General features: G+C 64.7%; 20 protein-coding genes and 2 pseudogenes. 11 read left to right on the forward strand and 11 right to left on the reverse strand.

The genetic code is table 11. The features are described 5' to 3' along the window. Positions 1-42: 42 nt before the first annotated feature. The 3 genes from GGD62_RS25145 to GGD62_RS25155 all read left to right on the forward strand — a co-directional run bounded on the left by GGD62_RS25145 (position 43) and on the right by GGD62_RS25155 (position 4,248). Positions 43-822: a DUF2182 domain-containing protein gene (locus GGD62_RS25145; protein WP_246800281.1), complete on the forward strand. Its 780-nt coding sequence runs from the start codon at positions 43-45 to the stop codon at positions 820-822. A 356-nt stretch (positions 823-1,178) separates the two neighbouring features. Beyond that, positions 1,179-3,734 carry an EAL domain-containing protein gene (locus GGD62_RS25150; RefSeq protein WP_183235549.1) on the forward strand — a complete coding sequence of 852 codons (2,556 nt, stop codon included), beginning with the start codon at positions 1,179-1,181 and terminating at the stop codon, positions 3,732-3,734. A 265-nt stretch (positions 3,735-3,999) separates the two neighbouring features. Further along, complete coding sequence (locus tag GGD62_RS25155; RefSeq protein ID WP_026202521.1) at positions 4,000-4,248, forward strand: hypothetical protein; 249 nt, start codon at positions 4,000-4,002, stop codon at positions 4,246-4,248. Between the two features lie 233 nt (positions 4,249-4,481). Here GGD62_RS25155 and GGD62_RS25160 read toward each other — a convergent pair. From GGD62_RS25160 to GGD62_RS25175, 4 genes and pseudogenes are all read right to left on the reverse strand, one after another. After that, positions 4,482-5,155 (reverse strand): annotated as a pseudogene (locus GGD62_RS25160) (cupin domain-containing protein). 2 nt (positions 5,156-5,157) lie between these two features. Next, positions 5,158-5,901, reverse strand: coding sequence for an SDR family oxidoreductase (locus GGD62_RS25165; protein ID WP_092254092.1), 744 nt, complete (start codon positions 5,899-5,901; stop codon positions 5,158-5,160). Next, positions 5,895-7,013 (reverse strand): FAD-dependent oxidoreductase, encoded by a 1,119-nt coding sequence (locus GGD62_RS25170; protein WP_183710797.1) that lies wholly within the window; start codon positions 7,011-7,013, stop codon positions 5,895-5,897. Before GGD62_RS25170 ends, GGD62_RS25165 begins: the two co-directional genes overlap by 7 nt. Positions 7,014-7,100: 87 nt before the next feature. After that, positions 7,101-7,799, reverse strand: a complete 699-nt coding sequence (locus tag GGD62_RS25175; protein ID WP_018321280.1) for a type 1 glutamine amidotransferase domain-containing protein — start codon at positions 7,797-7,799, stop codon at positions 7,101-7,103. A gap of 143 nt (positions 7,800-7,942) precedes the next feature. Between GGD62_RS25175 and GGD62_RS25180 the strand changes: the two genes are divergently transcribed. The 5 genes from GGD62_RS25180 to GGD62_RS25200 all read left to right on the forward strand — a co-directional run bounded on the left by GGD62_RS25180 (position 7,943) and on the right by GGD62_RS25200 (position 11,868). After that, complete coding sequence (locus tag GGD62_RS25180; protein ID WP_018321281.1) at positions 7,943-8,446, forward strand: TetR/AcrR family transcriptional regulator; 504 nt, start codon at positions 7,943-7,945, stop codon at positions 8,444-8,446. 381 nt (positions 8,447-8,827) lie between these two features. Beyond that, a complete protein-coding gene (locus tag GGD62_RS25185; RefSeq protein WP_018321282.1) occupies positions 8,828-9,007 on the forward strand; it encodes a hypothetical protein in 180 nt (59 codons plus the stop codon). Between the two features lie 173 nt (positions 9,008-9,180). Next, on the forward strand, positions 9,181-9,855 hold the full coding sequence (locus GGD62_RS25190; protein WP_183710747.1) for an FABP family protein: 675 nt from the start codon (positions 9,181-9,183) through the stop codon (positions 9,853-9,855). A gap of 21 nt (positions 9,856-9,876) precedes the next feature. Continuing rightward, complete coding sequence (locus GGD62_RS25195) at positions 9,877-10,587, forward strand: dihydrofolate reductase family protein (RefSeq protein ID WP_183710748.1); 711 nt, start codon at positions 9,877-9,879, stop codon at positions 10,585-10,587. A gap of 9 nt (positions 10,588-10,596) precedes the next feature. Beyond that, positions 10,597-11,868: an NAD(P)/FAD-dependent oxidoreductase gene (locus GGD62_RS25200; protein ID WP_183710749.1), complete on the forward strand. Its 1,272-nt coding sequence runs from the start codon at positions 10,597-10,599 to the stop codon at positions 11,866-11,868. A 30-nt stretch (positions 11,869-11,898) separates the two neighbouring features. On the opposite strand, the gene GGD62_RS25205 is transcribed toward GGD62_RS25200, so the two are convergent. Both GGD62_RS25205 and GGD62_RS25210 read right to left on the reverse strand, forming a co-directional pair. Further along, a complete protein-coding gene (locus GGD62_RS25205; protein ID WP_018321286.1) occupies positions 11,899-12,222 on the reverse strand; it encodes a hypothetical protein in 324 nt (107 codons plus the stop codon). 167 nt (positions 12,223-12,389) lie between these two features. Continuing rightward, positions 12,390-12,959: a cysteine hydrolase family protein gene (locus tag GGD62_RS25210; protein ID WP_183710751.1), complete on the reverse strand. Its 570-nt coding sequence runs from the start codon at positions 12,957-12,959 to the stop codon at positions 12,390-12,392. Between the two features lie 247 nt (positions 12,960-13,206). Between GGD62_RS25210 and GGD62_RS25215 the strand changes: the two genes are divergently transcribed. Then, a complete protein-coding gene (locus tag GGD62_RS25215; protein WP_183710753.1) occupies positions 13,207-15,033 on the forward strand; it encodes a long-chain fatty acid--CoA ligase in 1,827 nt (608 codons plus the stop codon). A 64-nt stretch (positions 15,034-15,097) separates the two neighbouring features. After that, a pseudogene (locus tag GGD62_RS25220) lies at positions 15,098-16,687 on the forward strand (oleate hydratase); the annotation flags it as partial. A 35-nt stretch (positions 16,688-16,722) separates the two neighbouring features. Here GGD62_RS25220 and GGD62_RS25225 read toward each other — a convergent pair. From GGD62_RS25225 to GGD62_RS25245, 5 genes are all read right to left on the reverse strand, one after another. Next, complete coding sequence (locus GGD62_RS25225) at positions 16,723-18,579, reverse strand: ATP-binding protein (RefSeq protein ID WP_183710757.1); 1,857 nt, start codon at positions 18,577-18,579, stop codon at positions 16,723-16,725. A gap of 142 nt (positions 18,580-18,721) precedes the next feature. Beyond that, positions 18,722-19,306 (reverse strand): hypothetical protein, encoded by a 585-nt coding sequence (locus GGD62_RS25230; RefSeq protein ID WP_183710759.1) that lies wholly within the window; start codon positions 19,304-19,306, stop codon positions 18,722-18,724. 196 nt (positions 19,307-19,502) lie between these two features. Beyond that, positions 19,503-20,816, reverse strand: coding sequence for a tetratricopeptide repeat protein (locus GGD62_RS25235; RefSeq protein ID WP_183710761.1), 1,314 nt, complete (start codon positions 20,814-20,816; stop codon positions 19,503-19,505). Between the two features lie 15 nt (positions 20,817-20,831). After that, complete coding sequence (locus GGD62_RS25240; protein ID WP_183710763.1) at positions 20,832-21,842, reverse strand: aldo/keto reductase; 1,011 nt, start codon at positions 21,840-21,842, stop codon at positions 20,832-20,834. A 310-nt stretch (positions 21,843-22,152) separates the two neighbouring features. Beyond that, entirely contained in the window at positions 22,153-22,578 is a 426-nt protein-coding gene (locus tag GGD62_RS25245; protein ID WP_063986737.1) for a PaaI family thioesterase, read from the reverse strand. A 68-nt stretch (positions 22,579-22,646) separates the two neighbouring features. Here GGD62_RS25245 and GGD62_RS25250 point away from each other — a divergent pair, with 68 nt between their 5' ends. Further along, on the forward strand, positions 22,647-23,273 hold the full coding sequence (locus GGD62_RS25250; RefSeq protein WP_409333965.1) for an NUDIX hydrolase: 627 nt from the start codon (positions 22,647-22,649) through the stop codon (positions 23,271-23,273). Positions 23,274-23,307 lie beyond the last annotated feature (34 nt).

The following is a 23,307-nucleotide window of genomic DNA, read 5'->3' on the forward strand; positions in this document are numbered from 1 at the left end:
ACAAAACCTCGGTGTCAGCTCCTCATCGCTATGGACAAGTCGATGCAGGGGCGCTCGATACTGGAACATTTGCTCCACCGCGACCGGCTGATCGTCGCGATCGGGACCGCCGCAGTGGTGGCGCTCGCCTGGGCCTATCTCGCCGCGGGCGCCGGCATGGACACCGAGATGATGGCCGACATGCCGGACATGGCGCCGATGCCGTGGACGCCATTCTATGGCGTGCTGCTGTTCGTGATGTGGTGGGTGATGATGATCGCGATGATGGCGCCGAGCGCGGTGCCCACCGTTCTCCTGTATGCGACCGTCAAGCGCAAGCAGGAGACTGCCTCCCGCGCCGCAATCGATACCTGGATCTTTCTCGCCGGCTATCTCGTGACGTGGGCGGGGTTCAGTCTCGCGGCGGTGGTGGTGCAGGGAGCGTTCGAACGCTTCGGATTGCTGTCGATGGCGATGGCAAGCACCAGCGCGATTCTGGGTGGCAGCATTCTGATTGCAGCAGGGGTATATCAGTTCACACCTCTCAAACAGGCGTGCCTGCGCTACTGCGAGAGCCCGCTGTTGTTTCTCAGCCGACATTGGCGGCCCGGCACGCGCGGCGCATTGCGAATGGGACTTCGCCACGGCAGCTACTGCGTCGGCTGCTGCTGGTTTCTGATGGTATTGCTGTTCGTCGGCGGCGTGATGAACCCGGCCTGGATCATCGGCATCGCGCTCTATGTCGCCGGCGAGAAGCTGCTGCCGTTCGGCCGAAGATTGAGCTATGCGGCAGGCGGGGTCTTCATCCTGTCCGGCGCGATCGTTCTTGCGCGCGCAATCTGAAAAGCCGGCCCGAAGGCGGCCAAAAATGTGCGGCTTTCGACATGCCCATGTACCTGATTGCTCAAGGCCAGCCGACCTCCGTGATGATACGGATGTTTTAATCTGAAGAATTGAGCTTTACCCAAACACAAACTTAAGGCTGTTTCAGCTACCTTTGCGCTATGAACAGCACCCGCGCGCCGCTTTCGGCCGCGGGTGTCCCTGTGCAGTCGAGGCGGAGACAAGGCGATGCCAATACTGCGGGCGAGCGCAGTTCTGCCCTGGCGGCCGGAGCGGGGGGGCGCGTCGTGATTCCCGCAGGGGCAGTCCGCAAAGCCGGAAGAACGATCCTGCGGAATGGTCCGCTGCAGATCGCGTTGTTCTTTCTGCCCCTGGTCTGGATCGGCTATTTCGCAATCACCGCGTCGGAGCGGATGGACGCGGTCGAGCAGGCGCGGTCGCACGGCAACAGCGTCGCCGAACTGTTCGAGGAAAACACCGAACGCATCTTCGAGCGCGTCGATCAGTCATTGCTGGTGGTGCGAGCGCTCTACGCCCAGGATCCGCTCACCTTCAGCTTGAAGTCATGGTCGGACAAAGCCCGCATTGCGACCGGCGACGTGGTTCAGTTCGCACTGATCGGATCGAACGGATACATGACCGAGACGACCGCGGGCTATTCCGGCCCGCCGCTTTATCTTGGCGATCGCGAGCACTTCATCAATGTCATGGCGCAAGCCGACGATCGCCTCTACGTCGCCAAGCCGGTGCTGGGAAGGGCCTCGAACAAATGGACGATCCAGCTCGCAAGAAAGGTGTTCGACCTCGCGCGGAATCCGGCCGGAGTGGTCGTCGGCTCGATCAGCGTCGACGTGGTCGGCAGGTTCTACGACACGGCAAAGCTCGGCGTCGGCGGAACGCTGGTGCTCAGAAATGCCAATTACGTCGTGCTCGCCGCCCGGGGCGTGGACCAGGGCTCCGTGCTGGGACAACACGCACCCAGCCGCGTCGAGGGCGAGCTGGGTGACGGCTTCTATGTGCAATATTGGAACGAGAACCGACCAAACCGCAGCGACCGGTTGACCACGGCGCGCAGGTCGCGTGCGTTTCCGCTCATCTTCACCGTCGGCATTTCGGGGCAGGAGATTTATTCCCGCTCCGCCGTCAGGCAGAAGGTTTATCTCGGCGGCGCGCTGCTGCTTACGTTCATTATCCTCGCCGCGACGACATTCCATTGGCGACGGCAGCAGGCGCTGGATCGCGCTCACCGCGAGCGGCGCGATTTTGCCAGCAAGTTTGAGGATGCGCTCCGGAACCTTCCCCAGGGCTTGAGCATGTTCGATGGCCGCGACCGCCTGATCGCATTCAACCCGCAATGGCTCGAACTCTATGGCCTCCTGCCGGAAGACATTCGGATCGGCATGCATTTCCGGGATATATTCGCAAAACAGACCGCCGTGCTCGACGTCGAGACCTATCTCGTCGATTTGAAGAACCGGCTCGCCCGGTCGGAGCAGATCTCGAACACCGTGCAGTTTCCCGATGGACGGGTCGTCTACATCTCCTACGGCCGGCGCGAGGGTGGCGGCTGGGTCGCTACTCATGAGGACATCACCGAGCGCAAGGCGTCGGCGGACCGCATCGAGCGGCTGGCGCATTACGACAGCCTGACCGGCCTTGCCAACCGCAACCTGTTCAAGGAGCGCATCGACGAGGCGCTGGCCAGCTCGCGCCGGCTGGAGCCTGGGTTCGCCGTACTCCTGCTCGATCTCGACAAGTTCAAGTCCGTCAATGATGCGCTCGGCCATCAATGCGGCGACGCGTTGCTGAAGCAGGTCGCCGACCGGATCAAGGCGCAGATTCGTGATGCCGATACGGCGGCGCGAATTGGCGGCGACGAGTTTGCCGTGATCGTGGCCGCGATGCGCGACGGCGCTGCAAGCCTGGCCGAGCGGCTGGTCCAGGCCATTGCCGAGCCCTATCACATCGATGGCCATCCCGTCGTGATCGGCTGTAGCATTGGCCTCGCGCTCGTGCCCGAGCACGGCACGCGGGTCGATGAGATCCTTCGCAACGCCGATCTTGCGCTCTACAGGTCGAAGAATGCCGGCCGAAGCTGCTTCCACCTTTATTCAGCGGAGCTCAAGGCGGAAGCGGATCAGCGCAACGTGCTCGAGATCGAGCTGCGCGAAGCGATCTGGCGCGAGGAGCTGGAGGTGTTTTATCAGCCCGTGATCGAGCTCGGCACCGGCCGGGTAAAATCGGTCGAAGCCCTGGCGCGCTGGCATCACGGCACCAGGGGCTACATTCCTCCGGCTGAGTTCATTGCGGTTGCGGAGGCGGGGGGCTTGATCGTCGAGCTCGGCAATCAGGTGCTGGCCCGGGCCTGTCGCGATGCGATGAGCATGCCGGCCGACGTCAAGGTCGCTGTCAATCTCTCTGCCCTGCAATTTGCCGGCACCAATCTCGTCGACACCGTGACGTTTGCGTTGGCGCAAAGCGGCCTTCCGCAAACCCGGCTCGAGCTCGAGATCACCGAGAGCGTATTTCTCGCCGACACCGAGGAGAACCTCAAGACGCTCCAGCGCCTCAAGGCGCTCGGCGTCTCCATTGCCCTCGACGATTTCGGTGTCGGATACTCGTCTTTGTCCTATTTGACGGCCTTTCCTTTCGACAAGGTCAAGATCGACAAATCGTTCATCGACAGGATCGATCGCTGCGAGACCGTCGCCGTGCTGAAGTCCATCGTGCAGCTCGCGAAGACGTTGAAGCTCTCGATCGTCGCCGAGGGGGTCGAGTCCTTCGAGCAGGTCAAACGGCTCCAGTCACTCGGCATCCCGCTCGGCCAGGGATTTCACTTCAGCAAGCCCGTGCCGTTCGCCGGCCTCTCGTGGCAAAGCCCCCCGGCGCGACGGAAACGGCGAGCGGCGTGAGCTGAATGCCTCCGGCGTTTGTCATCATCGCCCGCCGCCCAAGAGCAGGAAAGCTGAGCAGGTGAAGGCTCCCTTTGAATAGCTTGGAAGGGGGAAGATTTGGTGGTTCGCTGGCACGTTAAGCTTCCGCTGAGAGCCGAAGGACCGCACCGCGCGGAGCCAATTCCCGAGCCAAATCGCACCCGCCGATCCTGGCACTCCACTTGCTGAGTCATGACCAAAGCCGGGCCTCGGCAGGGAGGCCCGTTTCAGGTTGAGGCATGCGATGCAAGAAATGTCCCGTTCTGGTACTGCCGGAGAACTCCGGCTCGATGCGCTGATCGCCGATTTGTGGTGGCGCGTTCGGCTGTTGAATACCGACATTCTCGAGGAGGAAGCCAAAGCCGGGGTGTTTGACGTGCAGCAGCCGACCTATCCGCTGCTTGCACTCAACCTTCGAGCGCGGCGCGACAATCTGGTCTCGACGATCGGCGTGCTCGAGCAGCGCGCGAAGTCGGTGTCGGAAGCGGCTTGAGAGCGGCCGCAAATTGATGGCGGCGATCGATCGCGACGGCATCAGCCGGGCGATCGACACCTCCTCGCCATCGTAATGATAGGGCGAGGCGCTTCCGCCGTTCTCCGCCGCAAGCTCATCGCGACGGCCGTGCTAAAGCGCGATGAGATTAGGATGAAACATCATCGCGCTTCAGTTTATTGTTTGAGCATGATCTTTTTGGAAAACCGCTGCACATTTTTCCGGATCATGCTCTAGAATTCGCACACGTCAGGATGCAATAGCGGTCCCCGCTTGATCCAAACGCGGGCGCCCTCAGCGCCAACCTGCGCATGCAGATTGACGCCCGCCGGCAGACGCCCCCAATCCTGCGGGCTCATCGCCTCGCCGTCGACCGTGAGGCCGCCCGACACCAACAGAAACTCCAAGCCGCCCGAATTCTCCACTATGACGGTCGCGGTCGCCCGCCAGTCCTCCAGCAAAACCGTCTCATGGCCATCATCGAACAACACTGTTGCGGCGCTTGCGCCGGGGCGCGGCTCCGCGGGCTGACCTTCGCCCGGCAGGCGACGGTCTGCGCCCTGTCGTCAGCGCGGAACTGCCATAGCCGCACGAAGATCGTGCAGCCGCCCTGTGATGCGGGTGCATGCGAGGTGCCCGGCGGATTGCGCACATAGGTCCCGGTTGGATAATCGCCCTCGTCGTCCTGGAAGACGCCTTCCAGCACCAGAAACTCCTCCCCGCCGCTATGCACATGGCGCGCAAAGGCGCTGCCCGGCGCATAGCGGACGATCGAGGTGGCGCGCGCCTTCTCCTCGCCGATCCGAAACAGCATGCGGCGGTCGACGCCGGGCGCCGGACTCGGGATCCAGTCCTCCTGCGAGGCGTGGGCGATGACAGGGCGAGAAAGGTCGTCATTGATGCGCATGATCAGATCTCCGCAAATCCGCCGTCGACATTGATCTCGGCTCCAAGCAGGTAGCGCGAATCGTCGCCGGCCAGGAATGTCACCGCCGCCGCGATCTCCTCCGGTTTACCCATGCGGCCGGCTGGAACCTTGGAGCCGACCTTATCAGCATAAGCCCTGAACTCCTCTTCGGTCTGCCCGGGTGCGCGATGGATCGGCGTGTCGATCGGACCTGGGCTGACTGCATTGACGCGGATTTTTCGAGCGACAAGCTCCGCCGCCAACACGCGTGTGAAGGACCGTACGGCCGCTTTAGAGGCAGACAAGACCGCCCGGCCCGGCGTGCCGACCTGACCCAGCCATGAGGTGTTGAGAATGATCGAGCCGCCATCGGCCATGATCGGAAGCACTGCCTGGACCGTGAAGAATACGCCCTTCACATTGATGTCCATCAGGCGGTCGAAGCTCTCTTCGTCGGTCGTTTCAATCGGCGTTCCATAGGCGACGCCGGCATTGGCGAAGAGGATGTCGAGCTTGCCGAAGGCGTGGCCGACGATCTGCACCATCGCCTTCAGATCGGCAAGGGAGCGCACGTCGGCGCTGATCGTGAGCGTATCGCCGCCGACTTCCTGACGCGCGGCCTCCAGCTTGGCCGCATCAGTGCCGGTGATGGCGATGCGGACGCCCTCAGCGCGAAGCCGCTTGGCCGTGGCAAGGCCGATGCCACTATTGCCGCCGGTGATGAGCGCGGTCTTTCCGTTCAGCATGTGATGGTCTCCTGTGCATCGATCAATCGGGCGAGGACCTCGGCGACGGCGCGAGCCGCAGCATCGATCGCGCCGGCGAGATAGCCGGGTTCGGTCGCACTGGTCTCGCTACCGCCGAGCGAGATCCGGTCGGCCCAGGCGCCGCTCACCCAGGACGCTCGGCCGGGAGGCAAATGCGCTCCGCCGATGCGGTCGGCGTCGGTTGCGGTCAGCGGATCGGTGGCCCAATCCTTGAACAAGGTGGCACGAGGCTGGGCCGCTTCAGGTCCAAACAGACGCTCGAGCTGGGTAATGCAGGCCTGCACCAGCACATCCTCGCCAACGGCGAGGCGCTGATCCGCGGCGACACCGAGAAAGCCGAACAGCGCGGCCGATCCGAACGCGGTCGTCGCATCATGGATCTCCGCCATCGGGCCGACCATGCTCTGCACGGTGCCGGAGAGACTCCTCTCTCGCCAGAATGGTCGATCGTACAGCGCGAAGAATTTGGCGTGCGGCGCCATCCAGGTCGCGGTACTCCGCCAAAGGAATGCGGTCGCAGGCTCGAGGCCTGGCTGAAACGAAACCGTCCGTGCCAGGAGACGGGGCGGCAGCGCGAGGATCACCTGATCGGCAACCAGTATGGCAGAAGACGCATCCGCCGCTTTCATCGCCAAGGTCACCCCGTCGCGCGTCAGCGCGATACTGGTCACTGCCGATCGAAGCTGGAGGCGCTGCGGCGGCAGGGCCGCGACCAGCGCACGGATCAGCGCTCCGGTGCCGCCAGTCAGCCGCATCGATTGCGGCTCCTGTCTCATCGCGCTGAAGCGCTGGACTGTCTCCTTCGACATGCGTTCGAACAGAGCGTCGCCGTCGCCGTTTTGCGGAAAAGCGCTCAGTCCAAGCTCATGGATCAGCTCTCCCATCGCCGGCTGCAAGCCGGGCCAGAACCAGGACGGGCCGAGATCGAAGCCATCGTCAGAGATCGCTCCCGCACTGTCGACGGAGAGGATGCGCCCGCCAAAGCGATCTCTCGCCTCCAGCAGATGGAAGTCGATGCCGGCCGCATCGAGCAGACGCGCGGCGTAAAGGCCGGCAAGACCGCCGCCCACAATGGCTACCTTGGTTCGCATGCTCATTTTTCGCAACTCGTGTGCGGTCCACGTGTGTCGCTGTGACGATCATGTTGAAGGGTGCTCCCGAGAGCACCCTTCGATGATTCAGGCGAGGCGGTTCGCGAGAGCTTCCGCAAGCGGCACGGCGGAGGCGGGGCTCTGACCTGTCATCAGCACGCCATCGACGACCACGTTCGGCTCCCAATTGGCCTTGCTCTGATATTTGGCTCCGCGATTCCTGAGCTCGTCCTCGAGCGAGAACAGAAGATGGTGCAACAGCTCGATTTCGGTGTCTTCCGCGTTCTTGAAGCCGGTCAGGTTCAGGCCGTTGACGAGATATTGGCCGTCGTCCTTCTTGACGTCGCGCAGGATAGCGGGCGCGTGGCAGACCATCGCGATGGGACGCTGCGCATTGTGGAAGTCACGGATCAGCTTGATCGCGTAGGAATCCGACGCGAGATCCCAGAGCAGGCCATAGCCACCGGGGAAGAACACGGCATCGTACGTGCGGTAGTCGATATTGCGCAGCTTCCGGGTGTTGCGGGCAGCGAACATTGCGACCGGATCAGCGAGGAAGCGCTCGGTATATTCGGTGGTGAACGGCGACTTCATGCTGAGGAGGTCGATCGGCGCTTCGCCGCCCCGTGGGGAAGCAAACACGACCTCAAAGCCGGCCTTGGTGAGGATGTAATAGGGGGCCGCCAGTTCGTGGAACCAGGTGCCCGTCTGCTTGCCGCTGATCCCCATCTCGTCGACCGACGACATGATGAGGAGGATGCGCTTTTGTCGGTTGCCAGTGCCCATAAATTTTCCTTCAGGTGATCAGAGCTTTGCGGATATCTACCTGTCGGCAGGTAGATAATGATGACGCACATACAGCTTGTCAGGCGCGATAGCAAGATCTACCTGTTAACAGGTAGGTGAACGACTTGGCAGACTGGAAGGCTATGACCGACACGGTGGAAGCGATCATGGACGCGACGGAGCGTCGAATCCGGGAGGCTGGCTATAGCGGCTTCAGTTTTCGAGAGGTCGCCGCCGACGTCGGGGTGAAGAGCGCGAGCATCTACTATCATTTCCCGACCAAGAGCGCGCTCGCGGCCGCTGTGGCTCGACGTTACAACCAACGCGTGGTCGCGGCCGCCGATGCCGGGGTCGCCGCCGGACAGAATGTGGTCCAGGCCTGGCGGGCAGTGTTTCGCAGCGCCCTCGATGATGGCGCCAAGATGTGCCTCTGCGGATCGCTCGGCGCTACCGTCCCCGACCTGGCGCCGGACGTGGCCCATGAGGTGCGGCAGTTTTTCCAGGCGGGCATCGCCAGCCTCGTCGCCGGCGGCCTCACCGAACAGCGTGCGACCCAGGTGCTCGCGACGCTCGAAGGCGCGATCCTGATGGCCAGCGCACAGGGCGATCCGACCCTCTTCGATCGCGCAACCGAAGCGCTCGGTTGAGGGGGAGTCGCGCCGACATCGAGGAGAGGAGCTCCATAGCGGCCTCCGACAAGGATTCGCGCTTCACCGGAAACGTCAGCGACTTCGCCAGCCTCACCCGGTCGACCGAGCGCCGGCAGCCGGTCTCTTTGAAGAAATGAAAAGGTGGCTCTTCACGTTGCTGACGGACACGCCCAGCGTATTGCAGCAGCGTGGCACTCGCTGCGGGCTGGCGTTGAAGTCGCGGCGGCTCTCTCGTGCCTCTTCCTCCGATCGAACGACGCACGGTCACCAGCAGGAGCGATGATCATCGCGTGACCGCTGACACATATCTTCCTCGCGGGTCGATCTAGCTTGCGGTCAGGTGGTTCGCAGTGATCCACCGGGAAGAGGACAAGACTTATGCGCAATACCATCCTTGTGGCCTTCGCAGCGATCACCTTGGCAAGCGTGGTGACACCCGCGAGCGCGCTGACCATCGTCCGCGATCATCGCGACCCGCCCATTGTGCGCGACCATCGCAATCAGACCATCGTCAGGGACCACCGCACGCAGCCCGAGGTCCGCGATCATCGCCACTAAACGTCCCGGCGGCGGAGCCGAACCGATCGGGTTCGGCTTCGTCGTCTTGTCGAAAAGCCCGACAATCGTCCCGCGCACAACGCCGGTGTCCATTCGCGATTGTGAGGCCTGAGCACGCGCCAGCTTCCCGCTGCCATGCTATTGCTGCCTCCGCAACTTCCCGCGAGGCCGCCATGCTCCCCATTCCCGCCGATATCTTCACCGAGCCCGAGGACGTCTCGCCCGACGGCCTCGCCAATCTCGGCCCGCTCCGCCGTCTCGCAGGGCATTGGCAAGCGGACAAGGGCATCGACATCAATCCGAAGGCGGAGGGGCCGGAGCGGCGGACCTTCATCGAGCGCATCCGCATGGATCCGATCGATCCGCAGGCCAACGGGCCGCAGCTGTTGTACGGGCTGCGCTATCACATCCACATCAACACGCCTGAGGAAGACATCACCTTCCACGATCAGGTCGGCTATTGGCTGTGGGTGCCCGCGACCGGCCTGATCATGCAGACGCTGGCGATTCCGCGCGGGCAGGTGCTGCTGGCCTCGGGCAAGGCCGGGCCCGACGGCAAGACGATCTCGGTCACCGCAAAGCGGGGCGACACCGCCTACGGGATCTGCTCGACCGACTTTCTGGAACAGGCCTTCCGCACCGACTCCTATCGCTGCGACATCACCTTCAACGACGACGGCAGCTGGACCTATCTGATCCAGACCGAGTTGTTCGTCCGCGGCGCGCCGTTCGACCATCGCGACACCAACACGCTGCAGCTCGTCGCGCCGCCGAAGCTCAATCCGCTCGCGGTGATCGTGAACGATCGCGCTAGGAGCGATGAGAAGGGCGATGGGTCGGCAGTGTGAAGCGCGGCGTCGGAGAATCGCATGAAGCCCTATGTCATCTGTCTGATGCACTCCAGCCTCGACGGCCGCACGCATCCCAGCCGCTGGCGCCCGAAGGGGGCGGGCACGGACTGGTTTGAGAAGATCCATGACGAGCTCGGCGGCGATGCCTGGGTGATTGGCCGCGTTACCGGGTCGGAGTTCGCCAAGGGCCAGCCCTATCCCGCGACGACGAATGCGAAGCTGCCGCGTGAAAACTGGTTCGCGCGGCGTGATGCGAAAACCTATGGCGTCGTTCTCGATGCGCAGGGCAAGATCGGCTGGGGGCGCTCGGACATCGGCGGTGATCCGATCGTCGTCGTGCTGACCGAGAGCGTGCCGGACTCGCATCTCGCCGGCCTGCGCGGCGAGGGCGTGTCCTACATTTTCGCCGGCAAGTCCGAGCTCGATCTGGCGCTGGCGCTGGACGTTCTCAGCCGTGACTTGGGGGTGAAGCGGCTGCTGGTGGAGGGCGGCGGCGTCGCCAATGGCGCGTTCCTGCGTGCCGGTCTGATCGACGAGTTCAACCTGATTCTCAGCCCAGCGATCGATGGCGCAGAGGGCGCGCCCTTCGTGTTCTCTTCGACGGAGGCGGACAGCGACAAGCGCGCGCCGATCACGGCGATGACGCTGGAGAGTACGCGCCAGCTCGGCGGCGGTGTTCTGCTGCTGCGCTATCTGATCACGAACGATCCGCAAGCCGCGAGCCGGTAACGCGCGGCCATGCCCGAGACAACAGAACATATCGTCATCGTCGGCGCCGGCGCGGCCGGCCTGATGGCGGCGCGCGAGCTGGCGCGGGCCGGCCGCAGGGTGACGGTGCTGGAGGCGCGCGAGCGCTGCGGCGGCCGCATCCTTCCGCTGCCGGTCTCGGAGTTCGGCTACCCCGCCGCGGGCGGCGCCGAATTTGTCCATGGCGAGGCGCCGGTCACGCGCGGATTGCTGCGCGAGGCCGGACTGTCCCTTCACGAGATCGCAGGCGAGCAGTGGAGCTTTTACGGCACGGCGCTCTTGCGCGAGGAGCGCGACGATCCGCACGAGGCGGAGCTTCAGGCCGTGCTGAAGGACTTGAAGGACGATCTATCGGTCGCCGAATTCCTGCGTCGGCATTTCGCCGGGGACGACTATGCGCCGATGCGCCAATCGATCGAACGGATGGTCGAGGGCTATGACGCGGCCGACCCCGAGCGCGCCTCGACGCTGGCGCTGCGCGAGGAATGGATGGATGGCGGACACGCGCCGCAGGCGCGCATCGATGGCGGCTATGGCGCACTGATCGACTTTCTGGCCGCCGATTGCCGCAAGTTTGGCGTGACCATCCATCTCGGCGCCGTAATGTCGGCGATCGAGGAGGACGGTGACACGGCGGCGGTTCGCTGCGGCGGCAGCGATGTCCACGCCTGCGATCGCGTGATCCTGACCGTGCCGCTGCCGCTGCTGCGCGAGATGGCTCTGCCGGCGAGCGCGCGCGCGAAGCTTGCTGCTGCTGATGACATCGGCTTCGGCAACGTCATCAAGATCCTGCTGCGGTTTGCGCGGCCGTGGTGGCGCGAGCGGGACCAGGATCTCGCAGCCATGACCTTTCTGTTGTCCGACCGGACCATCCCGGTGTGGTGGACGCAATATCCGAGCGGGCAGGCCGTGCTCACCGGCTGGTTGGGCGGCCCGCGCACGGCGGAGCTGGAAAGCCTCGATCCACAAGGACTGATCGCCGCCGGGCTCGATTCGCTCGCTGCCATCTTCAAGTTGCCGCGCGAGGACGTCGCGCGCGAGCTTGTGGCGGCCACGGCGACCAACTGGGCGCATGATCCCTTTGCCCGCGGCGCCTATTCCTGGGCGACGCCGCGGACGCGCGCGGCACAAGCGGTCCTCGCGCGTGCCGATGGCCTGGTGCTGTTCTCCGGCGAAGCTCTCTATCGCGGCCGTGACATGGGCACGGTGGAAGCGGCACTGGCGAGCGGTCAGGAGACGGCAGAGATGATTTTGCGGGGGTAAGAAAAAGGCCCGCATCGCGGGCCTTTCCTTTTACCAGCGTCCGCCGCCGAAGCTGAACGTCACGCCCGGACCGCCGCCGCCGTAATATCCGTACGGCCCGCCGCCGTAATAGCCGTGGTGCCGCGGGTAATAACCGTAGCTCCGGTAGTGCGGACGATAGTAGCCGTGATGGTGGTGATGATGGCGCCAGTGATGGTGATGGCGGTGGCCATGGTGCCGGTGCTGCGCGCTGATGTCGGTCGACTGGCCGGCTGGCGCGTTCTGCTTCGCGCCTGAATTATTGGCCGCGTTCGCCGCCGATCCGCCGGCAAGCGCCGCAGCACCGACCGCCATCGCGACAATGAGATACTTCATGGTGTCATCACTCCGGTTGAATGTCGTGTGACAACAGATGGGCGTCGGCTGCGTTCCGGCCAGTGCGGGCGTCGAAACGACGCAGTATCGCGACGTCCGATTCGCGCGCGTTAACGCACATCGTGAGATTTATTGTCGCATCATCGGCATTGATCGCATTGCTGCCATCACTTGGCCGCGAACGAGGCGAGCACGTCGTCGCTGGTGACGATGCGCGCGAACTCGCCGTTGAGGTTCGACAACGTCATAGCATGGATTTGCTCGGCGGAATGCTTGTCGCCGTCGGGCCCGACGCGGTCGAATGTCCATGTCGCATCGCGCACGAGATGCGCATCGAACCCGAGATTGCCGGCCATCCGCGTCGTCGTCTCCACGCAATGATTGGTGGTGGCGCCGCAGATCACGAGCGTGCCGATGCCGGCCGCGCGCAGGCGCTTTTCCAGGTCGGTGCCGATGAAGGCGCTGTTGACGCGTTTGACGATGACAGTCTCTCCCGGCTGCTCGCGCGCCTCGTCCTTGACGGCGTAGCCGGAACGCGATGGCAGAAACGATGAATTCGGCTTGGTGCCTTCATGGCGGATATGAAAGATCGGCGCGCCGCGCGCTCTGAATGCCTGCAACAGACCGGCGATCCGCGCCACCGCATCCGGATTGTTGCGCCGCTGTCCCGCCGCCTCCCATTCGTCGAACGCGCGCTGGACGTCGACGACGATGAGAGCGGGGAGGGAGCGAGGCATGGAGGTGCTTTCGGTTCTATTGCTGAGTCAATTATGCGAGGCGAAGACGACGACGGGCAATGTCAATCTTCCCTCGTTTCGAGCCCCGTAGCCCGGATGCGGATTGGGAAAGCCGTGGCGTTCGGAGAGCGCCGCGAGGAACGCGTCCTTGCATGGCCGCCTTGCTGAGGATCAAAGCGGCAAGGGCTGGCCGGCCTAGTGTCGAGGCACCAAATGGTTGGGAATCGATGAGATGCGAGAGGACGCCATGCCGGGGCCGACGAGTCAACCGGACGGACTTGCCGGGATCAGGACGCTGCCGCAGCTGCTGCGCTGGCGCGTCAAGGCGACGCCGGCGGCGGAGGCTTACCGCCATTTCGATGCGACCGCGCAGCGCTGGGTCAGCCAGTCCTGGCGCGAGATCGATGCGGGATTCGAGCTGTGGCGGCGCGCGCTCGCCGCGGAGGAGTTCGCGCCGGGCGAACGCGTCGCCATCCTGATGCCGAACGGCATTGCGCATATCGCCATGGATCAGGCGGCGCTGTCGCGCGGCCTCGTGCCGGTGCCGATGCATGCCGTCGACAACCCCGACAGCATCGCCTACGTCCTCGTCGATTCCGGTGCGCTGCTCCTGTTCGTCGATACACTGGAGCGCTGGCAGGCGATCGTGGCGACCGGCCAGCCGCTCGACCATCTCAAGCGCGTCGTCTGTGCGGACGCAGGCGGGCTCATCACGCCGGACGCGCGCATCGTCGGGCTCGACCACTGGCTCGCACAAGCAGCCGGCGCGACCGCGCCGCTGCCCGATGTCGTGATCCAGCCGGACGATCTCGCCGCCATCGTCTACACCTCGGGCACGACCGGGCGGCCAAAGGGCGTGATGCTGTCGCACGGCAATGTCGTCGCCAATGTGAAGGCGATCGCGCGCCGCATCAAAGCCGAACCGCACGACGTCTTCCTGTCCTTCCTGCCGCTCTCGCACACCTTCGAGCGCACCGGCGGCTATTACTATCCGATCGCGGCCGGCGCCTGCGTCGCCTATGCCCGCTCGGTGCCGCAACTCTCGGAGGATCTGAAGCGTGTGCGGCCGACGGTGCTGGTCTCGGTGCCGCGGATCTACGAGCGCATCTACGCGCTGATCATGCAGCATCGCGCATCAGCTGGAAGTATCGAACGCGCGCTGCTCGACCTCACCATAGCCGTCGGCGGGCGCCGTTTCGATGCACGGCAGCGGCATGGCGTGCCGTCGCTGCTGGACCGGCTGGCCTGGCCGCTGCTCAAGCGGCTCGTCGCCGATAAGGTGCTGGCGCGGCTCGGCGGCCGCCTGCGCGTCGCGGTCTCGGGCGGGGCGCCGATCGCGCAGCCCGTCATTCGCCTGTTTCTCGCGCTCGGGCTCGACGTCCTCCAGGGCTACGGCATGACGGAGACCTCGCCGGTGGTGTCCGTCAACACCATCGATGACAATGATCCGCACTCGGTCGGCCACGTCCTCGACGGCGTCGAGGTGAGGCTAGGCGAGAACGACGAATTGCTGGTGCGCGGCCCCAGTGTGATGCTCGGCTATTGGCACAAGCCGGACGAGACGCGCCGCGTCAAGGACGCCGACGGCTGGCTGCACACCGGCGACCAGGCCCGCATCGAGAACGGGCGTATCACCATCACCGGCCGCATCAAGGACATCCTGGTCACGTCGACCGGCGAGAAGATCGCGCCGGTGGATCTGGAGACCGCGATCCTCGCCGATCCCCTGTTCGAGCAGGCGCTGGTGGTCGGCGAGCAGCGGCCGTTCCTTACCGCGCTGGTCGTGCTGAATGCCAAGGCCTGGGTGCAGGAGAAGGAACGGTTAGCTGCCAGCGGCAAGCAAGGCGGCGCGGCGGAACGGGCCGCTCTGCTGGCCAGGATCGCCGCGGCCGTGAAGGCCTATCCGTCCTACGCGACGCCGCGCGCGGTGTGGTGGACGTTGGATCCGTGGACCATCGCGAGCGGCCTGCTCACGCCGACGCTGAAGAACAAGCGGCCCGCGCTCGAACGCCGCTTCGCGGACGAGATCGAGCACGTCTATGCGAAGAAGCCCGCGGCGATAACGCCGACGTGATTTCGTCTCCTCCCCCGCTTGATCCAGCGCAACTTCGGCCGCTGCCTCGCGATGCAATGTTGCTCGTGAATTCGAACGGCAGTCGAGGCAAGTCATGAAGGCGTATTTCATCGGCGGTGGCATTGGTTCGCTCGCGGGCGCGGCGTTCCTGATTCGCGACGCGCGGCAGCCGGGGCGTGACATCGTGATCTACGAGGCGCAGCCGCTGGTCGGCGGCAGCCTCGACGGCGCGCTGCTCGCGAACGGCGCCTATTCGCTGCGCGGCGGACGCATGCTGACCACCGACCATTACGAATGCACCTGGGATCTGCTCTCCAGCATCCATTCGCTCGAGCATCCCGGTCGCAGCGTGCGCGACGAGACCATCGCGTTCAACCTGGAGAACCCGGCGCACTCGCAGGCGCGGCTGGTCGATCGCAACCGTTTCAAGGTCGACGTCTCGCATATGGGCTTTTCCGCGCGCGACCGGCTCGAGCTGTTGCGGCTCACCGAGGCTTCGGAGGAGACGCTCGGCAACAGCCGCATCACCGACTGGCTCTCGCCAAAATTCTTCGATTCCAATTTCTGGTACATGTGGCAGACCACCTTCGCGTTCCAGCCCTGGCACAGCGCGGTCGAGCTGAAGCGCTATCTGCACCGCTTCATGAACGAGTTTCCGCGCATCGAGACGCTCGCCGGCGTCAAGCGCACCGTCTACAATCAGTATGATGCGATCGTGCGGCCGCTTGCTGACTGGCTGAAGCGGCAGGGCGTGCAATTCGTGCGCGGCACCCGCGTCACCGACATGGCGATCGAGAGCGAGGACGGACGGTTGCGGGTGCGCCAGCTCGTGCTCGATCGCGACGGCCGCATCGCCAATGTCCGGCTCGAGGACGGCGATCTCGTATTCTTCCAGAACGGCTCGATGACGGACGCCTCGAGCCTCGGCACCATGACCGAGCCGCCGCCGCATCTGACCAAGAAAGACAGCCAGGGCTGGGCGCTGTGGGAGACGATCGCGAAGGAGCGTCCCGAATTCGGCAATCCCGCCGCGTTCAACACCTCGATCCCTGAATCCTATTGGCTGTCCTTCACCGTCACCTGCCGCGATCCACTCTTCTTCGAGAAGATGGAGGCGTTCTCCGGCAACCGGGCGGGCACCGGCGGCCTCGTCACGTTCAGGGATTCCAACTGGCTGATGTCGGTCGTGCTCTATCACCAGCCGCATTTCGCCGGACAGCCGAAGAATGTGCAGGTGTTCTGGGGCTATGCGCTACATCCCGACCGCGTCGGCAATTTCGTTGCCAAGCCGATGTCCGATTGCGGCGGCGCGGAGATCCTGAAGGAGCTGTGCGGCCATTTGAATTTCGATTCGAGCGTGTTCGCGGATGCGATCTGCGTTCCCTGCCGCATGCCTTACATCACCAGCATGTTCATGCCGCGCAATCTGGCCGACCGGCCGCTGCCGGTGCCGAAGAATTCGGTCAACCTCGCTTTCGTCAGCCAGTTCGTCGAAATCCCCGACGACGTCGTGTTCACGGTCGAATATTCGGTGCGCGCGGCGCAGATGGCGGTCTATCAGCTCATGAAGATCGATCGCCCGGTACCGCCGGTCACGCGTCACGACAAATCGCTCGCGGTGATCTTCGCAACGCTGGAAAAGGCGTTCGCGTGACGGCTGGCCAGCGTCGCTGGCGCCTGCGATAGGAGCTATCGCAACGCTGCCAGCGGCAGGCTAACGTGAAAGACGGCGCCCCCTGACGGCGCGTTCTCTGCCCAGATGCGCCCGCCATGCGCCTCGACGATGGTATGGGCGATCGAGAGGCCGATGCCCATGCCTTGGGTCTTGGTCGTGAAGAACGGCTCGAAGATCTCCGTCATCTTCTCCGCAAGGATCCCGTCGCCGGCATCGGCGACCGAGACGAGGGCCACATTACCGTCGGCAAGACTGGTTCGGCCGATGACGCGGCGCCGCTTGTCCGGGAGATGCGCCACGGCATCGATGCCGTTCACGACGAGATTCAGGATGGCCTGCTGGAGCTGAACCTTATCGCCCTTAACGCGGATATCCGCGGATGAGGGTTCGGTCATGAGTTCGACGTCGTGGGTCAGGGCCTGCACGGAGAGGAATCGAAACACCTCGCCAACCATCGCATTGAGATCGAGCTCGCGCCGTTCGGTCGGGTCTCGCTTCAGAAACGAGCGCAGCCGGCTGATGACGTCGGCGGCCCGCTGATCGTCCCGGCGAATGTGGTCCAATAAGTCCCCGATCTCGCCGAGGTCGGGCGCCGGATTCCGCAAGATCTGCTGGGCCGTCTCGGCATTGATCAGGATGGCGGCGAGCGGCTGGTTCAGCTCGTGGGCGAGCGAGGCGGACATCTCACCCGCGGTGGCGCGGCGATTCATGTGGGCGAGTTCCGACATGCGTTGCCGCGCCTCGACCTCGGCCACGAAGCGCAAGCGGCGCTCGCGCAGCAGAATGGCGATCATCAGCGCCTGCACCAGAACGACACTGGCGACGATGGTGGCGTGCCAGTGATACCTCTCCCAGAAGGTTGGTTCACGGAAACGCACCTCGCTGCCGGGAGGCAGATGGGCCTCGTCCACGTTCCAGCGTTTCAGCTCCCGCCAGTCGAAGATCGGCTTCACGTTATTCCCGCCGAGGGGGACGATGCTCGACGGGGCCTCGCCGCCGAGAATCCGCATGGCGACCTCGCCGGCTTCCCGTCCGATCATTTCGGGCAGCAGCAGGAAGCCGCCCACGCCCGAGCGCCCGAGGAACGTATCGGACGTGATGATGATCGGGCGGTTGGCGCTCTCGGCGATGCGTGCGAGCGCGGCGGCCGGGGAATAATAGGTGCCTTCGCCGTCGGAATACATCGCCGAGGTCAAGATCGCGGAGCGGGCGGGCAGGGACGCGACGTGAGCGCGGACCTCGCGCAGCACCGCGCCCGACAGATCGGTGACTTCGAGGTCGGGCATTGCCGCCGCGAAGTCCTGCTTCCAGTGTCCGTATGTCAGCGGATTCTTCCAGGCCTCGCCGACGAGAACGACCCGGTTGAGGTCGGGAACGACAGCGCGGGCTGCGGTCAGCAGCTGCGCCGGTCTCACCCGTGTGAAGACGGTCGTCGTGTTGGGCAGGAACAGCGCGCGCGTCTCGGGCAGATCGGGCACGAAGCCGTAGACGACCGGTGCATCTGGCCAGATCTCCTGCTTGCGCTTCCGAAGGAATTTCGCCGATGAAACTCCGATCGAAACGATGACGTCGATCGGCTGCTGCGCATATTTGGTCTTGAAGTGACCGACCAGGCTCTCTTCGTAGTCCGGTCCCGGGAAGCGGGCGAGATCGAGGCTCTCGCCGTAGGTCACCGTGTGACTCGTCCCGTTCGGCTTCGCGACGGCGCGGATGCCGGCAAATATCTCGGAATAGAAGGGCGAGCGAAAATCAGCCTCTTCCAGAACCAGGATCGAACGCTGCCGCTTGCCGTCGGCCGCGATGCATTCACGCGACAGGCTTGCGAGGAGGAAGATGAACAGGATGCGCATGAGCCCGGTGATCATACGCATTGCCGGGCTCTTGGCCCCGCCTCCAGTTGCAATCGGGCCTCCTCGGTGAGGACGCGCGCGAGAGCATACAAGCCGGACCTGGAGTTTCAAACGGAAGGATGCGCTTTCACTTCGCTGACACGGCAGGCGAGACGAAGTGCCGCTACTTGAACGGATCCTGGATCGAGGGCAGCGATTGCCGGATGCGGCGCACGCTCACCGGCGTACCGTCGGAGACGAACAGCAGTTCATATTGCCGGCCCTCACTGTCGGTGGCGGAGCAAGTGACGTCGGTCACCTTCCTGGCGGCGAAATTGCCGGTCTGGCGGCAGAGGCCGGTGGAGGTCTGCTCGGCCGGCACCGGCAGGCCGTCGACCCTGGGCCGGTCCTTGGAGTTGAGCAGCATGCGGTCGATCGGCAGCTCGTAGGAATTGTCGTCGGCGCGCTTGCCGTTCTCGCCGGAGAACGACACGACGTGGCTGTCGTCGGAGGGATCGTCGACCGCGACCGCGAAATTGACCCGGCCCTTGTCGCCGTGGGCGTAGGCCACCGTCTTGCAGGCGAAGGTGCGCCCGGCAACCTTGAAGGTCTTGCAGTGGCCGGACATCAGCGCCAGCAGGTCGATGAAGGCATTCTGCGGCGCCGGCGGGTTGTTGACCGGGATCGGCTTGGAAGTTTCGGCAAAACAAGGACTTGCCAACGCGGCAAGGGTCGCGGCGAAGACTAGAAGCGGTTGGCAGAGGCGCATCGGAAGGCTCACGTGCCAGGGAACCACGGTCGGGTTCCGCACCATAACGATCGAACCGCAAATTGGTTGCGACCGCGTTTGTCCTGCAAGTCCCGCCTGGAATACCACCGCGCCACCCCGACGACGATTCGCCTACATCGCCCAAACCGTCCCGCCGGCACTTGCCGTCAGGCCGGTGTTTTTTTCGTGGCGAAGTCTAGCCCATTGCCGCCTGCCAGCGCGCATCGCGAAGTGAGGGTCGGCGGTGCAGGCGGGCGTCCAGCACGGCGCGGGCGCGGGCCAGCTCGCCGCTGCGCATCAGGGCGACGATGTAGGTGTCCTCGACCAGCTCGCGCTGGGCATGGCTGCCGCCGATCCGTACGACCTCGCCGAGGACCGGCGCCAGCGTTTGCACGCATGAGGCGTAATCCTCATCCGCAAAGGCCGCCAGCGCGCGGAAGATCGCCGGCACCACGAGGCCGGCCGGTAGCTTGCCCTCGGCGAGGCGCTGCTCGATGGCCGCAAGGCGTGTGGTGAGCGCCGCGTGATTCTGCGTCGCTGCCGCGAACAGCGCCATGTGGACATCGGCAAAGGACAGGCTCGATTTCGGAAACAGTTTTTTCGCGGTGGCGTCGGCGTCGAGCCACAGTTGCCTCGGCACGGAATGGCCGTAAGCCGACAGGCGCCAGAGCAGCGAGGCGGCGTCGGTGATGATGTTGAGCGGCGGCGCCTGCGTGACCGACGGCTGGAGCACGTCGGCATAGATCGACAGCGCGCGGGCCGCATCGCCATGCTCGAGCGCGCCGAGCGCCTGGTGCCAGCTGATATGGCCATGCAGGATTCCGGCGCGGTCGTAAGTCGGAATCCAGTCGTCGACGAGGCGGTCGGCCGCCTCGATCGAGCCGTCCTCGAACATCGCATGCAGCACGGCGTGTGCGGCGTGGGCATTCTGACGGCGCAAATTGAAGCCGCGCTCGGTCACGGCGCGACCGCGCGCGACGTCGCCATTCTCGGTCATCGCCCAGCCGGCCATGGTGAGGAACCACCAGTCCTCGCCATAATGCTGCGCGAGCCGCTCGCACAGCTCATGCCGTGCGCGGTCGTGGTCGGCCATGCCGGAGAAGGCGAACAGGCCGAACGCACCGAGCGGCAGCGACAGCACCAATGCATCGCGCGGCCAGCTCTCGATATGTCTCAGCGTCGATGCGATCGCCTCGGCCAGCCGGCCCTCGATCGCAAGCGCCAGCGTTTCGACATGCGAGCGCTCGCGCTCGGTGCCGCGCTTTGCGACCAGCTCGCGCGCGAGCGCCGCTTTTTGCCGTGCCAGATCGCCCTGCTGGTAGAAGGCGTGTACGCGGGCGCGGGCGATATGGGGAAGCGCGAAATCCGGATCAGTCGCAATCGCGCGCTCCAGCATCTCCGCCATGCCGGTCCAGCCCGCGAGCATGAGGTCGACACCTTCGCGATAGGCGGATGCAGCCGCATCGGATGTGGTGGAGAGCGGCAGGCCGTAGCGGTCTTCGTGCGGCATCGTCGTCTCCCGGTTTCACGCCGTCCGCGCGCGGCGGCCTTCGATCGGGTAGGCGGGATCGTTGTAGCCCGGCGTCGAGGGGTGGCCCGGCACGACCAGCCGGTCGATCAGCGCCTCGTCATCCCCAGTGAAGCGGTAGTCGAGCGCGCTGATGTAGCCGTCCCATTGCTCCTCGGTGCGGGGACCTGCGACGATCGAGGAGACGAAGGCGGAGTTGAGCACCCAGGCAACCGCGAACTGGCCGGCGGTGATGCCCTTTTTCTCGGCGTGAGTCTTGATCTCCTGCGCAAGCTGGAGCGATTCCGGCCGCCATTCGGTCTGCATCATGCGGGTGTCGTTGCGGCCCGCGCGCGTCTCCTTGTCGGGCGCGGCATCCGGCTTGTATTTGCCGGTGAGCACGCCGCGCGCCAGCGGGCTGTAGGGCACGATGCCGAGACCGTAATAGGAGCAGGCCGGAAAGTGCTCGACCTCGGGCATGCGGTTCATCGCATTGTAATAGGGCTGGCTCACCACGGGACGGTCGATGCCGAGCCGGTCGCAGATGTTGCAGATCTCGGCAACGCGCCAGGCGCGGTAGTTCGAGACGCCGAAATAGCGCACCTTGCCGGCGCGGATCAAATCGCCCATCGCGCGCACCGTCTCCTCCAGCGGTGTCGAATGGTCTTCCTTGTGCAGATAGTAGATGTCGATGTGGTCGGTGCCGAGCCGCGCTAAGCTTTCGTCGGCGGCCTGCAGCACCCAGCGCCGTGACAGGCCGCCGCGATTGGGATCGTCGCCCATGGGGTTGGCGAGTTTGGTGGCGAGCACCCAGGCGTGACGGTTGCCCGCGATCGCACGGCCGACGACCTCCTCGGAGCCGCCCTTCGAGTAAGCGTCGGCGGTGTCGATGAAGTTGATGCCGGCGCCATGCGCTTTGTCGACGATCCGCTTTGACGTGGCTTCATCGGTGGGGCCACCGAACATCATGGTGCCCAGACAGATCGGCGACACTTTCAGGCCGCTGCGGCCGAGCTGACGGTATTGCATGGGCGGGTCCTCGATATCTTTATGGAGATCAGCATAGCCAGCTACAGTCGTCATTGCGAGCGCAGCGAAGCAATCCAGAGATGCGTCCGCGGATAGATGCTGGATTGCTTCGTCGCAAGAGCCCCTCGCAATGACGGTGCGGGTGCGCTCGCGCATCATACTCGGTGTCATCGCCCGACTTGATCGGGCGATCCAGCATTCCAGAGACGGCTATGGTTGAGCCGAGAGGCTGCGGCGCACTGGGTCGCCCGGTCAAGCCGGGCGACGACGGCGGAGTGTGTGGAGGGCTGCGGGGCAGCCCGACGGCGCGCTACCCCGGCCCCTTCAAGATTTTGAACACGCCATTCGCCATCACGATGCAGCGACCATCCACCGTCACTTCCGTGCTCATGAAGATCAGGCTGCGCGTCGAGCGCACGACCCGCGGGCGGGAGATCAGGATGTCGCCGATCTGGCCGGCCTCGACGAAGTGGGTGTCGAGCTGCACCGTCGCCATGAACTCCTTGCCTGAGACATAGCGGGCGGTCATGCCGCAGGTGCGGTCGGCAAAGGTCATCATCACGCCGCCCTGGACCATGCCGCGGCGGTTGTGGTGCTTGTCTTCGGTGGCAAGCGCGAACTCGTAGTGGCCGTCGACCTTGCGCTCCCACAAGGGGCCGATCAGATGCAGGAAGCCCGTGGTCTCCAGGATGCTCCAGCCGTCTGATTTGAGCCTTGCGGCGGCCTTGTTGGTCATGTCGTCGTCCATTCCGGTGCGGGCCTTGCGATCTCGTTTCATCGGGGCCGGACGTGGTGTAGTCAAGCATCATGAGACCGTTCGATGATGCCACACGGCGGAATATCGCGAATGCCTGCGCGGCCTTCATGCGGCTGCCGGCGGGTGAAGTGCCGACGACGCTGAAGCGTGCCGCGGTGTCAGTTGTGCTGACCGCGAGCGAGGGCGATGACACCGCATTCCTGCTCACGCTGCGCGCATCGCATCTGCGCGCCCATCGCGGCCAATGGGCGCTGCCGGGCGGCCGCTGCGATGCCGGCGAGACGCCGGTCGAGGCGGCGCTGCGCGAGCTCGACGAGGAGCTTGGCCTTCGCCTCACCGGCGCGCAGGTGCTCGGTACGCTCGACGATTACCCGACCCGCTCCGGCTATCTGATCACGCCCGTCGTGGTCTGGGCCGCCGACAGTGCCGCAATCAGGCCGAACCCCGACGAGGTGGCTTCGGTCCATCGCATTGCGCTCGACACCATCGAGCGCGACGACGCCTTCGATTTCGTCGCCATCCCCGAAAGCGCGCGTCGCGTGATCCGTTTCCATCATCAGGAAAGCCTGATCCACGCGCCGACCGCGGCCCTGATCTACCAGTTCCGCGAGGTGCTTGCGGGCCGGCATACCCGCGTGGCGGAGCTGGAACAACCGGTGTTCGCCTGGAAGTGACGATGGTAAACGGCGCGTTAACGTGACGGTTACC

The organism is Bradyrhizobium sp. ERR14 (assembly GCF_014198235.1).
GTDB lineage: Bacteria > Pseudomonadota > Alphaproteobacteria > Rhizobiales > Xanthobacteraceae > Bradyrhizobium.

Coding starts and splice junctions, on each gene's coding strand:
- GGD62_RS25205 (WP_018321286.1), bottom strand. CDS start 12,222: ATGAAGTATCTCATTGTCGCGATGGCGGTCGGTGCTGCGGCGCTTGCC.
- GGD62_RS25240 (WP_183710763.1), bottom strand. CDS start 21,842: ATGCAATACCGTCAGCTCGGCCGCAGCGGCCTGAAAGTGTCGCCGATC.
- GGD62_RS25235 (WP_183710761.1), bottom strand. CDS start 20,816: ATGCCGCACGAAGACCGCTACGGCCTGCCGCTCTCCACCACATCCGAT.
- GGD62_RS25165 (WP_092254092.1), bottom strand. CDS start 5,901: ATGCTGAACGGAAAGACCGCGCTCATCACCGGCGGCAATAGTGGCATC.
- GGD62_RS25155 (WP_026202521.1), top strand. CDS start 4,000: ATGCAAGAAATGTCCCGTTCTGGTACTGCCGGAGAACTCCGGCTCGAT.
- GGD62_RS25185 (WP_018321282.1), top strand. CDS start 8,828: ATGCGCAATACCATCCTTGTGGCCTTCGCAGCGATCACCTTGGCAAGC.
- GGD62_RS25225 (WP_183710757.1), bottom strand. CDS start 18,579: ATGCGTATGATCACCGGGCTCATGCGCATCCTGTTCATCTTCCTCCTC.
- GGD62_RS25170 (WP_183710797.1), bottom strand. CDS start 7,013: ATGCGAACCAAGGTAGCCATTGTGGGCGGCGGTCTTGCCGGCCTTTAC.
- GGD62_RS25175 (WP_018321280.1), bottom strand. CDS start 7,799: ATGGGCACTGGCAACCGACAAAAGCGCATCCTCCTCATCATGTCGTCG.
- GGD62_RS25180 (WP_018321281.1), top strand. CDS start 7,943: ATGACCGACACGGTGGAAGCGATCATGGACGCGACGGAGCGTCGAATC.
- GGD62_RS25230 (WP_183710759.1), bottom strand. CDS start 19,306: ATGCGCCTCTGCCAACCGCTTCTAGTCTTCGCCGCGACCCTTGCCGCG.
- GGD62_RS25215 (WP_183710753.1), top strand. CDS start 13,207: ATGCCGGGGCCGACGAGTCAACCGGACGGACTTGCCGGGATCAGGACG.
- GGD62_RS25195 (WP_183710748.1), top strand. CDS start 9,877: ATGAAGCCCTATGTCATCTGTCTGATGCACTCCAGCCTCGACGGCCGC.
- GGD62_RS25245 (WP_063986737.1), bottom strand. CDS start 22,578: ATGACCAACAAGGCCGCCGCAAGGCTCAAATCAGACGGCTGGAGCATC.
- GGD62_RS25210 (WP_183710751.1), bottom strand. CDS start 12,959: ATGCCTCGCTCCCTCCCCGCTCTCATCGTCGTCGACGTCCAGCGCGCG.
- GGD62_RS25200 (WP_183710749.1), top strand. CDS start 10,597: ATGCCCGAGACAACAGAACATATCGTCATCGTCGGCGCCGGCGCGGCC.
- GGD62_RS25190 (WP_183710747.1), top strand. CDS start 9,181: ATGCTCCCCATTCCCGCCGATATCTTCACCGAGCCCGAGGACGTCTCG.
- GGD62_RS25145 (WP_246800281.1), top strand. CDS start 43: ATGCAGGGGCGCTCGATACTGGAACATTTGCTCCACCGCGACCGGCTG.